The sequence below is a fragment of the Treponema sp. J25 genome (assembly GCF_004343725.1).
GTDB lineage: Bacteria > Spirochaetota > Spirochaetia > Treponematales > Breznakiellaceae > J25.
Genome location: NZ_PTQW01000022.1, coordinates 32,432 through 45,954, shown reverse-complemented (window position 1 = coordinate 45,954; position 13,523 = coordinate 32,432). Strand labels below are relative to the sequence as shown.

The window sequence follows — 13,523 nt, the reverse complement described above, 5'->3', positions numbered from 1 at the left end:
AACTCCTTACTTCGAGTATAACTCGACAATCATCTGTTCTTTAATATCCGCCAGGTCTGTCACATCGCTTCGCCTGGGAATAGCAAGGAAAGTACCCTTCATTGCATCAGGATCAAGGCTCAGCCAGGGCATGACGCCGGATTTGCCATATTCTTTAAGGGCTTCTTTAATAACCGTTAAGCCCTTGCTCTTCTCCCGAATTTCAATGACATCATTGGGCTTCACAAGGTAAGAGGGAATATTCACGGACTTGCCATTCACCAGTACATGACCATGCAACACGAGCTGTCGCGCCTGGGTGCGATTCACCGCAAAGCGCAAACGATACACCACATTATCAAGGCGCCGTTCCAGAAGCATAAACAGGTTATCACCCGTAATGCCCGGCATTCTGAGGGCCCGCTCAAAGAAGAGTTTAAACTGCCGCTCCTGCATTCCATAAATTCTCTTAAGCTTCTGCTTTTCCCGAAGCTGCAGCCCATAATCAGAACGCTTGGTTACCCGCCCTTTTGGATCCTTTCCAGGGGCCGGGCGTTTTTTATTGATGGCGCACTTATCACTCTTGCACCGTTCACCCTTTAAAAAGAGCTTTTTTCCTTCTGTCCGACAGAGTCGGCATACTGGTCCAATATAACGAGCCATATCCTATCCACCTTTTACTTAGATGCGTCGTGCTTTTCTCGGTCTACAACCATTATGAGGTATTGGGGTAATATCACTGATGGATTTTACCTTAATACCCATAACTCCCAACTGTCGAATAGCAGACTCTCGACCAATCCCCGGCCCCTTTACATATACATGGGCTTCTCGCAACCCTGCCTGCATGGCCTTCTGAGCCGCAGTTTCCGTTACGGTCTGAGCCGCAAAGGGGGTAGATTTTTTCGCACCCCGGAAACCAAGGCCTCCCGAACTTGCCCATGCAATGGTGTTTCCCATTAAATCCGTAATGGTAACAATCGTGTTATTAAACGTAGCCTGGATATACACCTTTCCTTCGTATACGGTCTTCTTCTCTTTTCGTTTTCTGCTCTCAGCCACGATTCTCTATCCTCCGACTACTTCTTCTTTCCTGCGACAGTCTTTCGCTTACCCTTACGGGTTCGAGCATTCGTCCGTGTTCGTTGGCCACGAACAGGAAGCCCTTTCCGATGACGCAAACCCCGGTAGCATCCAATATCCATCAGCCGCTTGATATTGAGGGCCACTTCAGTTCGTAGGCGTCCTTCTACCTTATATTCATTTTCGATGATCTGGCGAAGCTCATTCACCTCTTCCTGGCTAAGATCGTTCATTTTTCGATTTGGATCGATCTTTGCCCGTTCACAGATAGCATCCGCACTGGAACGACCAATCCCATAAATATAGGTAAGGGCGATATTTACGTGTTTGTTAGGGAGATCCACCCCCGCAATACGTGCCATGACTACCTTCCTCCTTACCCTTGTTTCTGTTTATGCTTGGGATTTTCACAGATGATGCGGATGATACCATTCCGCTTTATCACCTTACATTTATCACAAATCGGTTTGACACTGGTTCGGACTTTCATCCTCTATCTCCCTTTCTCGTTTCATCCTTCTGCATATGCCCTGTAGATGGGGGGAGCATATGCATGATTCGCATATTAAAGCGAATTTTTCACCTTTCGCCAAGTACTCTCTTCACCTCTCTGAGGTTGAGAGACCTCCTATAAATTCCGAGATCGAATATGCCCTTTCCGGGCAATTCCCTCGTGATGGTGCATTTTTAGCAACGCATCAACCTGACTCATCGTATCCAGATCAACCCCCACCAGAATCAGCAGGGAGGTTCCCCCCATGAGGTACGAAATAGAAGCGGGGAAATTGAAAAGGGCCTGGATAATCGTCGGGAGTATCGCTATTAACGCCAGATACAAAGAACCTGGGAGAATAATACGATTAAGAATCGCCGTCAGGTATTCCTCGATTTTGTCCGTCCGAATTCCCGGGATAGAACCACCATTTTCCCGGATATTCTTTGCTATTTCAATAGGATTCAGCGTTACCTGGGTATAAAAATAGGCAAAGAATATAATGAAAATGGTATACAAAATGTTATACGCCACCCCATGAGGATTGAGCCATCGAGAAAAGTCGGCCAGCCACTTTACATTCGCCCCGATTCCACTGGCTATCTGAAGAGGGAAGGTTAAGAGGGATGAGGCAAAAATAACCGGAATAACCCCCGAAGGATTAATCTTAAAGGGAATGTACGTGTTCTGGGCGCCATACATTCTTCGGCCCACAACCCGCTTGGCATAGTTCACGGGGATTTTCCGTTGTCCCTGTTGTTCAAAAACCACCAGGGCCACTACCGCCACAAACATCACAAAAACAACAATTACAAACACGGGGTTTAATTCCCGGCTCTTTACCTTTTCGATCAGTTCCCACACGGCCCGGGGCAATCGGGCCACAATCCCTGCAAAGATGATAAGGGAAGTTCCGTTTCCGATACCGCGACGGGTAATCTGCTCACCGATCCACATAAGGAACATGGTCCCCGTTGTGACGGTCATCATCGCAATGAGGGTAAAAGAAACACGCCCCATGGTAATTACATTCGGCATCGTATCAGCCCAGCGAGAAACCGCAAAGGACTGGATTAAACAAACCACGATGGTCCCCAGTCGCTGATACCACTGGATCTTTTTTCTGCCCCCCTCTTCTTCCGAAATACGTTTAAGACTCGGGAAGATAATAATAAAGAGTTGCATGATGATCGACATCGAGATGTAGGGCATGATGCCGAGCATAAAGATTGAAAAATTGGTAAAGGCCCCTCCGGCAAAGAAATCAAGGTAATCCACAATAGCATTTCCTGTTCCTTGCTGGGAGAGGAAATACGCCTTCAAGGCATTGACGTTGATACCCGGAATAGGAAGCACCGCCCCCAGGCGGAAAACAACGAGCATCAACATCGTGAAAAGTAGGCGTTCCCGTAATTCTTTTACCCGAAAAATGCTGACCAATGGATTAGCTGCCATGTTCCCCGCCTTCCTTCTTTAGTTCTGCGCCGTGACTACCACCGTGCCACCGGCTTTTTCGATTTTTTCTTTCGCTGATCCGGAGATAGCATCCACCTTTACTTCAAGCTTCTTGGTAATTTCTCCGGTGCCGAGGATCTTCACAGGAGCAGCCTTCTTAACTAACCCCTTCTGTATAAGAGAAGCCACATCTACCGTTTCGCCATTATTATACACCGCTTCAAGCCGCGCCAGATTTACCACCTGGTATTCTTTCTTAAAGGGATAGTTAGAAAACCCCCGCTGGGCAAGGCGGCGATAGAGAGGCATCTGACCTCCCTCAAAGCCTACATAGGTTTTTCCTCCCGAACGGGATTTTTGACCCTTGTTACCCCGGCCAGCGGTGGTTCCCCGGCCTGATCCCTGGCCACGACCAACCCGTCGACCCTTTTTATTTGCTCCCTCTGGGGCATGTAAATTAAAATCGTGCATCACTGAATCTCCTCTACAGCCACGAGATGAGAAACGGCCCGTACCATTCCAAGGATGGCAGGATTTGCTTCTTTTTCAGTTACCGATCCAATTTTTCGTAATCCGAGGCACCGGACCGTGGCCCGCTGGGCAGGCAGCGCTCCAATTGTGCTGCGCACCAGACGAATACGTATTTTCTTTGCCATACACTTATCCCCACAAATCCTTGAGGGTCTTCCCTCTGTTCTTGGCAACTTCCCGGGCATCCATCAGTTTAGCGATGGCTTTAAAGGTCGCCTTGAGAACATTGTACTGATTACTGGAACCGATGGACTTACTTAACACATCGGTGACCCCACCGGCTTCCATCACCGCCCGCACTGGGCCACCGGCAATAATCCCCGTACCAGAACAGGCTGGCTTCAGAAGCACGGACGAAGCCTTAAACTGAGCAAGCACCTCATGCGGAATGGTCCCATTACGGATGGGTAGCTTTACCATATTCCGTTTGGCCTTCTCAAGGCTCTTGCGGATAGCCTCTGAAACATCATTGGCCTTTCCGAAACCATACCCTACATTGCCCTTTTTATCTCCAACCACCGTAAGAGCAGAAAAGGAAAAACGCCGCCCACCCTTCACTACTTTAGCGGTCCGGTTAAGCTTCACCAGTTTTTCTACGTATTCCTTTTCCTGTACAAGCCTTTCTTTATCCTTTGCGTGGTCCATGCGTCCCCCTAGAACTGGATCCCGGCTTTCCGGGCCCCATCAGCCATGGCTTTAACAACGCCATGATAGAGATAACCGTTTCTATCAAACACCACGGAGGTAATATTCTTCTCCAGAAGACGTTTCCCCATGATTTCCCCTAATTGGGCAGCCCCTTCTACCGTTCTCTTGATATTCCGCAATTCCTTTTCCAGGGTACTTGCCGATACCAGGGTCTTCCCCTGGGTATCGTCAATCACCTGAATATAGAGAGAACGGTTGCTCTTAAAGACACTCATCCGAGGTCGCTCTGGGGTCCCGTATATCCGCTTCCGAATGTGAATCTTCCTCTTAAGCCGTTTCCTATCCTTATCAAGCATTTTCCGTCTCATATGGCAACCCTATTTAACGCCGGATTTCCCGACTTTTCTTCTGATAACTTCATCTTCGTACCGGATTCCCTTCCCTTTGTACGGTTCAGGGAGTCTCAGTTTCCGAACCTGAGCTGCAAACTCACCGACCTTTTGCTTATCAATCCCCGTAATGGTGATCTTGCCGTTCGCATCGGCGGTTACCTGGAGATCCTTGGGGATCATTACGTAAAAATCAGTGGAGTATCCCAGATTCAACGCCAAAAGGTTTCCCTTTACCTCCGCTCGATAACCGACTCCATTCACCACCAGGGACTTAGAAAACCCCGCAGAAACTCCTATCACCATATTATTGAGGAGATTGCGATACAAACCGTGATAAGCCTTTCCTTGCTTGGTATCCTCTTTTCGCTGTACCACCACCACATCACCCTTTTGTTCAAAGGTGACTACGGGCTTATAGGTCTGGGATAGCTTTCCCTTTGGGCCTTCCACGGTGATACTATCCGCCCCAATTTGAACCTTTACGCCCTGGGGAATTTTCACCGGAATCTTTCCAATACGTGACATGAATCTCCCCCCTTACCACACGGTACAGAGAATTTCACCGCCCACTTTCTTTTCGGCGGCCTTTTTCCCAGTGGTAACACCCAGTGATGTAGACACAATCAGTGTACCATATCCATTATATACCCGGGGCATATCCTTATAGCCGGTATATACCCGACGACCCGGCTTAGAAATGCGCTCTAGCCCATGAATCACCGGGTTCTGTTTCTCATCATACTTTAAAAAGATACGGATTGTATTTACCCCATCCTGGGTGATCTTTTTAAAGTTCTTAATATATCCCTCAGTCTTCAAGATCTTCACAATCTCAAGCTTGAGCTTGGAGGTAGGGATATCCACCTTTTCATGCCTTGCCAATCCGGCATTCCGGATCTTGGTCAGCATATCAGCGACGGGATCTGAAACGCTCATGCTCTACTCCTACCTTACCAACTTGATTTTGTAACGCCAGGAATTAAGCCTTCACTGGCGAGCTTGCGAAAACAAAGACGACACATTTCAAACTTCCGCATATATCCGCGGGGTCGTCCACAGAGCCGACACCGGTTTACTTTCCGTGTAGAATACTTGGGCTTCTTTAAAGCCTTTAAAATCATCGCTTTTCTGGCCATAGGTCCCTCGCTTATTTCCTGAATGGCATACCGAATTTTGCGAGGAGCGCCTTTGCTTCCGCATCGGTATTCGCCGTGGTCACAATGGTAACATTCAGACCCGCTACCCGTTCAATCTTATCAAAATCGATTTCCGGGAAAATGATCTGTTCCGTAATACCCAGAGAATAATTTCCATGACCATCAAAACCATTCGGATTGACACCCCGGAAATCCTTAACCCGGGGGAGCGCCACGTTTATGAGTCGATCAAGGAATTCATACATCATGGCACCCCGCAAGGTTACCTTTGCTCCGATTTCCTGTCCCGTCCGGATCTTAAAGTTAGCGATACTCTTCTTGGCCTTGGTTTTTACCGCCTTTTGCCCCGTAATTTGGGTAAGGTCTTCTATGGCCGCATCCAACAGCTTTTTATTCTGAAGAGCCTCGCCTACGCCCATGCTTACCACGATTTTTTCTAACCGTGGGGTCTGCATTGTCGATTTATATCCGAACTCCTTAAACATTTCGGGAGCGATCTTTTCCCGATACAGTTTTTTGAGCCGCGGTTCGTAGTTCTTCATCACAGCGCCTCTCCACATTTCTTGCATACCCGGACTTTGTTCTCTCCATCAAGTTTATAGCCAATCCGAGTAGGCCCGCATTTTTTACACACGATCATAACATTGGAGATATGAATCGGAGCTTCAACCTCTACAATACCGCCTCGATCTTGCTGACTGCGCCGTTTTACCGCTTTCTTTACGATGTTAGCGCCTTCTACCACTACCCGATCCTTTTCGCGGAGAATCCGTAAGATCCTTCCCCGTTTTCCCTTATCTTTACCAGCAATAATCTGGACGGTATCATCTTTCTTAAGCTTAAATTTATGTCCTGTCATACCGCCTCCTTACAGGACCTCAGGAGCGAGAGAAATAATCTTCATAAAATCCTTCTCCCGCAACTCCCGAGCCACTGGTCCAAAAATACGCTTTCCCTTGGGGTTCTTATTCGCATCAATAATTACACAGGCATTATCATCAAACCGGATGTAGGTTCCGTCGGGCCGTCGGTATTCCTTATGGGTCCGCACCACCACTGCCCGTTCGACCGACCCTTTCTTAATGGTTGAAGTCGGCAGGGCGTCTTTTACCGCCACCACAATGATATCGCCAATACTTGCGTATTTTCGTTTTGAACCACCCAGGACCTTAATACACTGCACGAGCTTTGCCCCTGAGTTATCTGCCACATTCAGGAACGTTTCCACCTGTATCATAGTTCTGTTCCTCTCGCCTTATTTTGCCCGCTCAATAATTTCAACGAGCTTCCAGCACTTTTCCTTGCTGATAGGTCGACACTCCATTACTCGAACCCGATCCCCTACCTTTGCCTCATTATGTTCATCGTGGGCCTTTACCTTCTTAATACGGGTTACGTACTTCTTATACAGGGGATGCAGGGTCCTGTTGATGATCGAAACCACGATAGTCTTATCCATTTTATCGCTGGTAACGATCCCCACAAACTCTTTCTTCCCTGTCTTTTTCTCAACCATTTGCCCTTCCACAACGCGCTCCTTTATGCCTTCCCAGCAAGCTCATGCTGACGGATCAGCGTATTAAGCCGTGCGATCTGGCGCCGCAAATTCCGCTTCTGCAGCGGATTATCTACGTGCCCAATCACCATCTGGAAGCGGAATTCTAGATATTTCCGCTTAAGCTCGTCCCGCTTCGATACGAGCTCTGGAAACGTCAGGTTCTTAAAAGAATTCTTCATAGGTAATTCCCTCTTCCCTTCTAAATTATGCTCCGAGCTCCAACTCTGAACGAGCCACAAACTTCGTTTTAATCGGCAGTTTCGAACCGGCGAGTTTCATTGCTTCTTCCGCAAGCCCCCGATCCACACCACCCAGTTCAAACAACACCGTTCCCGGCTTCACTACCGCCACCCAGTATTCAGGGGCTCCCTTTCCCTTACCCATCCGCGTTTCTGCAGGTTTCTTGGTATAGGGTTTGTCAGGAAAAATCCGAATCCACAATTTACCACCCCGTTTTATGTGCCGGTTCAAAGCAATACGAGCTGCTTCAATCTGACGATTGGTAAGCCACATTCGCTCCAGCGCCACAAGGCCATATTCACCAAATGCTACGGTATTTCCCCTGGTGGCTTTGCCAGGCATTCTACCGCGCTGAACCTTTCGGAATTTTACACGCTTAGGACTCAGCATACCTTAACTCCTTGCGGGAACCCGTTCCCGCCGTTTCTTTACCAGGGCACCCGCATCTTCCTTCTGTTCTTTGCCGTATTTCATTCCATTAAACACCCATACCTTGACCCCAATGGCGCCATAGGTAGTATGGGCTTCGGCAAAGCCATAGTCGATATCGGCCCGAAGAGTATGGAGAGGCACCCGACCTTCCTTTAACTCTTCCGTACGGGACATTTCGGCGCCACCCAGCCGACCCGAAAGGCGAACCTTTATACCCTGGGCGTTTCCCTTCTTAATTGCATTACTGATCGCCTGTTTCATGGCCTTGCGGAAAGATCCCCGGGCTAAAAGCTGGCGCGCAATGTTTTCGGCTATGAGTTGGGCATTGTTATCAGGGTTGCGAACTTCTTTAATCTTTATCTGCACCTTCTTGGAAGCATGTTTCTGAAGCTCGCTCCCGATTTTTTCGATGTTTGCACCCTTAACACCGATAATAACCCCCGGCCGTGCGGTATGAATAACAATGGTAATTCGCTGGGGGTGCCGAATAATCTCTACTTCCGCTATTTCCGCGCCCTTCGTCTCGGGCATGGTCAACACCAATTTACGAAGCTTTAAGTCTTCATGAAGGGTGTCCGCATATTCCCGCGGATCCACATACCAACGGGAAGACCAGGTTTTATTGATACCCAGCCGTAAACCAATCGGATTTACTTTCTGTCCCACCTTATTCCCCCGCCTTGCTAATTTCGTCTACTACCACCGTAATGTGGCACATGCGTCGCAACAGCATATCCGCCCGTCCCCGAGCACGAAACCATATCCGCTTAAGCCGGGGCCCCTCATCGATCTGCACATCCTTGACATACAACATGTCCTCTGCAAGCTGCTTGTTAGCATTGAGCGCATTTGCAGCGGCGGACTTCATAGTCTTACGAATGAGCCGGGCACCCTTATGGGGCATACTCTCCAGAATAGAAAGGGCCTCCGTGTAGGGCTTGCGGCGAATCAAATCGGCCACCGGACGCACTTTAAAAGGAGAAGCAATAAGGTACTTTGAAACCGCCCTATACGCATTATTTGCTGCCATATCACACCTACTTCTTTACGGCTTTCTTATCAGAACCCGCGTGCCCCCTGAAAATACGGGTTGGTGCGAATTCCCCAAGCTTATGCCCAACCAGGTTTTCAGTAATATATACTGGAACCCACGTCTTACCGTTATACACAGAAATGGTATTCCCTACCATTTCGGGAATTATAGTGGAACAGCGAGAATAGGTCTTAATCATCTTTCGCTCTCCACTTTTTCCCATCTCGATTATTTTCTTGTACAGGCTCTTCTCAATGAAGGGCCCCTTTTTCACTGACCTAGACACCGCTTACCCCTCTTACTTCTTTCTGCGACTTACAATAAACCGTGAAGACGGTTTATGCTTATTGCGAGTTTTATACCCCCGCGTGGGTTGTCCCCAGGGGGTAACAGGATTACATCCCTTGTTCCGTCCTTCACCACCACCATGGGGGTGATCAATGGGGTTCATGGCCATACCACGAACCGTAGGACGTATACCAAGCCACCGCTTACGTCCCGCTTTCCCCAATTGGACGTTCATATGATCTTCATTTCCTACCTCACCAATGGTGGCATAGCACTTTTTGAAGACCATCCGCATTTCGCCAGAGGGAAGCTTCACGGTGACATAATCCCCTTCTTTTGCCGCAATAAGGGCACTCGCCCCGGCCGATCGGGCAAGCTGTCCTCCCTTACCAAGGGTTAATTCGATGTTATGAACAGCGAACCCCAGCGGAATATTCTCCAGGGGAAGGGCATTGCCCACCTCTATAGGAGCATTGGGACCACTTATGACGGTAGACCCCACCGTAAGCCCTTTGGGAGCAATAATGTAGCGTTTTTCTCCATCCGCATAATGAATAAGGGCTATATTTGCGCTTCTATTAGGATCATATTCGATCGTGGCCACTTTGCCGGGGATGTTGTATTTATCCCGCTTAAAATCGATTTCCCGATACCGTCGCTTATGACCACCACCCTTATGCCATACACTAATGCGGCCTTTCGCCCCACGACCAGCCTTTTCGGCCCGGCCCGTGGTAAGGGACTTTTCGGGTTTATCCGCTGTTATTTCTGCATAATCCAGACTGATACGGTGGCGCATGCCTGCGGTCACCGGCTTAAATGTTCTAATACCCATAAATTTCCCCACCAAATCCTTTCGTTATACACCTTCAAAAAGGGAGATCTTTTCGCCCTTTTCTAATCGCACGATGGCCTTCTTCCATGTGGAGGTACGACCACTTCGATAGCGAAGCCGCTTGGGCTTTCCACCTACCACCATCATGGTGCATGAAACAGGATGCACATTAAAAAGCCGTCGCACCGCTTCTTTTACCTGAATCTTTGTAGCAGAAAGATTTACCTTGAAAACATATTTCCCCTCTTCCCGCATTCTATTGGTCTTTTCCGACAAGACCGGCTCAATAATCACATTTTCGTAGGTCATACAGCGGCCTCCGCCTCTTCAGAGCTGGCATAGAACTCACTTAATGCCTTTGCAGCCCCTTCCATCAAAATAACCCGGCGACCATAAAAGAGATCATGGGCCCGCAGTCGATTATAGGAAAGATAGGTAAGCCAGGGGATATTCCGGGCCGCCCGCTTTAGCATCTCATCATCATCCTTAAGAATTAAAACCGTCCGCTCCGGGGCACCAAAATTCTGCAGGATCTTCGCCAGGTCCTTTGTCTTTCCCGACTGCACAGAAAAATCTTCTATCACCTTAAGAAGATCCGTCTGAGCTTTAAGGCTCAAAATACTCTTCATTGCAAGGCGTTTTGCTTTCTTGGGCATCCGATACGAGAAATCCCGCGGTTTAGGGCCAAAAATAATACCGCCACCTACCAGGAGAGGCGATTTTTTATCACCCCGCCGGGCCCGTCCGGTTCCCTTCTGCTTGTATGGCTTCGTATTAGAACCGTGAACTTCACTCCGATCCTTTGTACAGGCCGTCCCCAGTCGCTCATTAGCAAGCTCATTATTAATGGCATACCAAATCACATCTTCATTCACCGGGAGACCAAACACGGCATCATCCAGTTCGATAGTGCGAAGCTCCTTGCCCTCGATGGAATAGACTATCCGATTCATAGCTTCCCTCACTACTTCTTAACCGCAGCCCGAACAACCACCGTCCCCTTATTTCCACCGGGAACAGCCCCTCGAACCATGATTACCTGATTTTCCACATCAACCTTAACTACCTTAAGGTTGAGAACAGTCACCTTTTCACGCCCCATTCTTCCGGGCATCTTGATATTCTTGAATGAGTGGCCCGGCGAGGTACACTGCCCCGTAGAACCAGGCTCACGATGAAATTTTGAACCGTGGGAGGCTCGACCACCTCCAAAACCCCAGCGCTTCACAACGCCCTGGAACCCCTTTCCTTTCGAAATACCTGTCACATCCACATACCGGCATTCTGAAAGCAACTCGGCTCCAAGACTGTCTCCTACCGCCACATCCTTCTCAAAATCACGGAATTCTTTCAAAATCTTCTTGGGGGTAATATTCTCTGGGAACTGCCCTGCATAGGGCTTGGAAACCCTTTGAGGTTTTACATCCTGCACACCCACGAGTATTGCCGTATACCCGTGCTTTTCCTGTGTTTTTTTGGCAACAACTACGTTCGGTTCTACCTTCAAAACCGTAACCGGCACCAGATTTCCGTTATCATCAAAAACCTGGGTCATGCCAATCTTTCTGGCCAATAGACCTATCATTGGTTCACTCCATTATACAGGCACGTTATTCCCCTCTTTGAGAAAGCAGGGAACCGTCTACCCTTGATTACTCCTACTGCTTTATCTCCACATCCACACCAGCTGGCAACTCCAGCTTCATGAGCGAATCCATCACCTCCGGCGATGGATTAATAATGTCGATCAATCGCTTATGAGTCCGCATCTCAAATTGCTCTCGGGACTTCTTATTAACGTGGGGTGAGCGAAGTACCGTAAATTTCTGTATCCGCGTCGGAAGCGGTATCGGCCCCGACACCTTCGCTCCCGCTTTTTGCACCGTCTGCACAATCGACCGTGCGCTCTGATCTATCAACTCCACGTCAAAACCCCGCAGCCGTACACGTATCCGTTCCTTAACCATTATTCCTCCAGGCTCTACGGCTTCCCTTTGATCTCACCGTAAAAAGGCGGTCCCTTGTATCCAGGAACCGCCCTCTTTTCATTCTCTTAAAAATCTTTTTATTCGAGGATATCGATAACCTGACCGGACGCTACCGTTCGTCCACCTTCACGGATAGCGAACTTAAGCCCCTTCTCCATAGCGATAGGATGGATCAGTTCCCCAATGATTTCGGTATTATCACCGGGCATGACCATCTCTTTACCTTCAGGAAGCTTAACCGTACCAGTGATGTCGGTGGTCCGGAAGTAGAACTGGGGCCGATAACCAGAGAAGAAGGGACTGTGACGACCACCCTCTTCCTTGGTTAAGCAGTAAATCTGCCCCTTGAATTTGCTGTGGGGGGTAATGGTACCGGGTTTTGCAAGAACCTGACCGCGTTCCACTTCCTTCTTTTCAATACCCCGGAGAAGACATCCGATGTTATCACCAGCAACCCCTTCTTCCAGGAGTTTATTGAACATTTCGATACCCGTAACAACCGTCTTCTTGGTGGGGCGAATACCAACGATTTCCACTTCTTCGTTCAGCTTCAGAACACCCCGCTCCACCTTACCGGTTACTACCGTACCACGACCAGAAATGGTAAACACGTCCTCGATGGGCATCAGGAAGGGCTTATCCGAATCCCGTACAGGATCGGGGAAGTATTCATCCATAGCCTTAAGCAGTTCTTCGATGCACTTGGTCGCCTCGGGATTATCCGGTTCGGACATGGCCTTGAAGGCAGATCCCTTAATGATCGGGATTTCATCCCCGGGGAAGCCATACTGGCTGAGCACTTCGCGAACCTCAGCTTCCACCAACTCAAGAAGTTCCGGATCGTCTACCAGGTCTACCTTGTTAAGGAACACGATGATGTTCGGAACACCTACCTGACGAGCAAGAAGAATGTGCTCCCGAGTCTGGGGCATAACCGAGTCAGGGGCAGACACAACAAGAATAGCCCCATCCATCTGGGCCGCACCGGTGATCATGTTCTTAATATAGTCAGCGTGACCGGGACAGTCGATGTGTGCATAGTGCCGCTTGTCAGACTGATACTCCAGGTGCCGGGTATTAATGGTAATACCCCGAGCCTTCTCCTCCGGTGCATTATCGATATCATCATACTTCATGATCTTATCACCATACTTCTTTCCACAGTACATGGTGATAGCAGCAGAAAGGGTGGTCTTACCATGGTCAACGTGACCAATGGTTCCAACGTTCATGTGCGGTTTCGTTCTATTGAACTTATCCTTTGCCATTGTGTCCTCCTAAATTTTTATGGGCACTCAAATGTACTACAAGTCCCGGCAGTATACCTAATTGCACTATTTATGGCAAGATAGGTAAACGCAAGAGACACTTATTACCTTTTCTTTCAGGCAGGACAGAGTGATAGATAGGA

The 13,523-nt window shown here is 48.6% G+C and carries 27 protein-coding genes; all 27 read right to left on the bottom strand.

Annotation, left to right across the window (positions count from 1 at the left end; genetic code table 11):
• Positions 1-6: 6 nt before the first annotated feature.
• Positions 7-642, bottom strand: coding sequence for a 30S ribosomal protein S4 (rpsD, locus tag C5O22_RS08145; RefSeq protein WP_132780763.1), 636 nt, complete (start codon positions 640-642; stop codon positions 7-9).
• Positions 643-660: 18 nt separating this feature from the next.
• Entirely contained in the window at positions 661-1,041 is a 381-nt protein-coding gene (gene rpsK / locus C5O22_RS08140) for a 30S ribosomal protein S11 (RefSeq protein ID WP_132780761.1), read from the bottom strand.
• A 17-nt stretch (positions 1,042-1,058) separates the two neighbouring features.
• Complete coding sequence (gene rpsM / locus C5O22_RS08135) at positions 1,059-1,424, bottom strand: 30S ribosomal protein S13 (RefSeq protein WP_132780759.1); 366 nt, start codon at positions 1,422-1,424, stop codon at positions 1,059-1,061.
• Between the two features lie 14 nt (positions 1,425-1,438).
• Complete coding sequence (rpmJ, locus tag C5O22_RS08130) at positions 1,439-1,552, bottom strand: 50S ribosomal protein L36 (protein WP_132780758.1); 114 nt, start codon at positions 1,550-1,552, stop codon at positions 1,439-1,441.
• Positions 1,553-1,690: 138 nt separating this feature from the next.
• Positions 1,691-3,010, bottom strand: coding sequence for a preprotein translocase subunit SecY (gene secY / locus C5O22_RS08125; protein WP_132780757.1), 1,320 nt, complete (start codon positions 3,008-3,010; stop codon positions 1,691-1,693).
• A gap of 18 nt (positions 3,011-3,028) precedes the next feature.
• Complete coding sequence (gene rplO, locus C5O22_RS08120) at positions 3,029-3,481, bottom strand: 50S ribosomal protein L15 (protein WP_132780755.1); 453 nt, start codon at positions 3,479-3,481, stop codon at positions 3,029-3,031.
• The gene (gene rpmD, locus C5O22_RS08115; RefSeq protein ID WP_132780753.1) at positions 3,481-3,666 is read right to left on the bottom strand and encodes a 50S ribosomal protein L30; all 186 of its coding nucleotides are present in this window, start codon (positions 3,664-3,666) and stop codon (positions 3,481-3,483) included. Before rpmD ends, rplO begins: the two co-directional genes overlap by 1 nt.
• 4 nt (positions 3,667-3,670) lie before the next feature.
• Complete coding sequence (rpsE, locus tag C5O22_RS08110) at positions 3,671-4,186, bottom strand: 30S ribosomal protein S5 (protein ID WP_132780751.1); 516 nt, start codon at positions 4,184-4,186, stop codon at positions 3,671-3,673.
• An 8-nt stretch (positions 4,187-4,194) separates the two neighbouring features.
• Positions 4,195-4,557 (bottom strand): 50S ribosomal protein L18, encoded by a 363-nt coding sequence (rplR, locus tag C5O22_RS08105; protein ID WP_132780749.1) that lies wholly within the window; start codon positions 4,555-4,557, stop codon positions 4,195-4,197.
• Between the two features lie 9 nt (positions 4,558-4,566).
• Positions 4,567-5,106: a 50S ribosomal protein L6 gene (gene rplF, locus C5O22_RS08100; protein ID WP_132780747.1), complete on the bottom strand. Its 540-nt coding sequence runs from the start codon at positions 5,104-5,106 to the stop codon at positions 4,567-4,569.
• Between the two features lie 12 nt (positions 5,107-5,118).
• A complete protein-coding gene (rpsH, locus tag C5O22_RS08095) occupies positions 5,119-5,517 on the bottom strand; it encodes a 30S ribosomal protein S8 (protein WP_132780745.1) in 399 nt (132 codons plus the stop codon).
• A 14-nt stretch (positions 5,518-5,531) separates the two neighbouring features.
• The gene (locus C5O22_RS08090) at positions 5,532-5,717 is read right to left on the bottom strand and encodes a type Z 30S ribosomal protein S14 (RefSeq protein WP_132780743.1); all 186 of its coding nucleotides are present in this window, start codon (positions 5,715-5,717) and stop codon (positions 5,532-5,534) included.
• A gap of 11 nt (positions 5,718-5,728) precedes the next feature.
• Positions 5,729-6,280 carry a 50S ribosomal protein L5 gene (gene rplE / locus C5O22_RS08085; protein WP_132780741.1) on the bottom strand — a complete coding sequence of 184 codons (552 nt, stop codon included), beginning with the start codon at positions 6,278-6,280 and terminating at the stop codon, positions 5,729-5,731.
• Positions 6,280-6,597, bottom strand: a complete 318-nt coding sequence (rplX, locus tag C5O22_RS08080; protein WP_132780739.1) for a 50S ribosomal protein L24 — start codon at positions 6,595-6,597, stop codon at positions 6,280-6,282. Before rplX ends, rplE begins: the two co-directional genes overlap by 1 nt.
• A gap of 9 nt (positions 6,598-6,606) precedes the next feature.
• Complete coding sequence (rplN, locus tag C5O22_RS08075; protein WP_132780738.1) at positions 6,607-6,975, bottom strand: 50S ribosomal protein L14; 369 nt, start codon at positions 6,973-6,975, stop codon at positions 6,607-6,609.
• An 18-nt stretch (positions 6,976-6,993) separates the two neighbouring features.
• Positions 6,994-7,254 (bottom strand): 30S ribosomal protein S17, encoded by a 261-nt coding sequence (gene rpsQ, locus C5O22_RS08070; protein WP_207895365.1) that lies wholly within the window; start codon positions 7,252-7,254, stop codon positions 6,994-6,996.
• A 23-nt stretch (positions 7,255-7,277) separates the two neighbouring features.
• Positions 7,278-7,475 (bottom strand): 50S ribosomal protein L29, encoded by a 198-nt coding sequence (rpmC, locus tag C5O22_RS08065; protein ID WP_132780734.1) that lies wholly within the window; start codon positions 7,473-7,475, stop codon positions 7,278-7,280.
• A gap of 25 nt (positions 7,476-7,500) precedes the next feature.
• Positions 7,501-7,926, bottom strand: coding sequence for a 50S ribosomal protein L16 (gene rplP, locus C5O22_RS08060; RefSeq protein WP_132780732.1), 426 nt, complete (start codon positions 7,924-7,926; stop codon positions 7,501-7,503).
• 3 nt (positions 7,927-7,929) lie between these two features.
• Complete coding sequence (rpsC, locus tag C5O22_RS08055) at positions 7,930-8,634, bottom strand: 30S ribosomal protein S3 (protein ID WP_132780730.1); 705 nt, start codon at positions 8,632-8,634, stop codon at positions 7,930-7,932.
• A gap of 1 nt (position 8,635) precedes the next feature.
• Positions 8,636-8,998: a 50S ribosomal protein L22 gene (gene rplV / locus C5O22_RS08050; RefSeq protein WP_132780728.1), complete on the bottom strand. Its 363-nt coding sequence runs from the start codon at positions 8,996-8,998 to the stop codon at positions 8,636-8,638.
• 7 nt (positions 8,999-9,005) lie between these two features.
• On the bottom strand, positions 9,006-9,287 hold the full coding sequence (rpsS, locus tag C5O22_RS08045) for a 30S ribosomal protein S19 (RefSeq protein WP_132780726.1): 282 nt from the start codon (positions 9,285-9,287) through the stop codon (positions 9,006-9,008).
• A 12-nt stretch (positions 9,288-9,299) separates the two neighbouring features.
• Entirely contained in the window at positions 9,300-10,124 is an 825-nt protein-coding gene (rplB, locus tag C5O22_RS08040; RefSeq protein WP_132780724.1) for a 50S ribosomal protein L2, read from the bottom strand.
• A gap of 24 nt (positions 10,125-10,148) precedes the next feature.
• Positions 10,149-10,433, bottom strand: a complete 285-nt coding sequence (locus tag C5O22_RS08035; RefSeq protein ID WP_132780722.1) for a 50S ribosomal protein L23 — start codon at positions 10,431-10,433, stop codon at positions 10,149-10,151.
• Positions 10,430-11,077: a 50S ribosomal protein L4 gene (gene rplD / locus C5O22_RS08030; protein WP_132780721.1), complete on the bottom strand. Its 648-nt coding sequence runs from the start codon at positions 11,075-11,077 to the stop codon at positions 10,430-10,432. The genes C5O22_RS08035 and rplD overlap by 4 nt, the downstream gene beginning before the upstream one ends.
• An 11-nt stretch (positions 11,078-11,088) precedes the next feature.
• The gene (rplC, locus tag C5O22_RS08025) at positions 11,089-11,709 is read right to left on the bottom strand and encodes a 50S ribosomal protein L3 (RefSeq protein ID WP_132780720.1); all 621 of its coding nucleotides are present in this window, start codon (positions 11,707-11,709) and stop codon (positions 11,089-11,091) included.
• 73 nt (positions 11,710-11,782) lie between these two features.
• Positions 11,783-12,091, bottom strand: a complete 309-nt coding sequence (gene rpsJ / locus C5O22_RS08020; protein ID WP_132780718.1) for a 30S ribosomal protein S10 — start codon at positions 12,089-12,091, stop codon at positions 11,783-11,785.
• Positions 12,092-12,189: 98 nt separating this feature from the next.
• Complete coding sequence (gene tuf / locus C5O22_RS08015; protein WP_132780716.1) at positions 12,190-13,380, bottom strand: elongation factor Tu; 1,191 nt, start codon at positions 13,378-13,380, stop codon at positions 12,190-12,192.
• Positions 13,381-13,523: the final 143 nt, after the last annotated feature.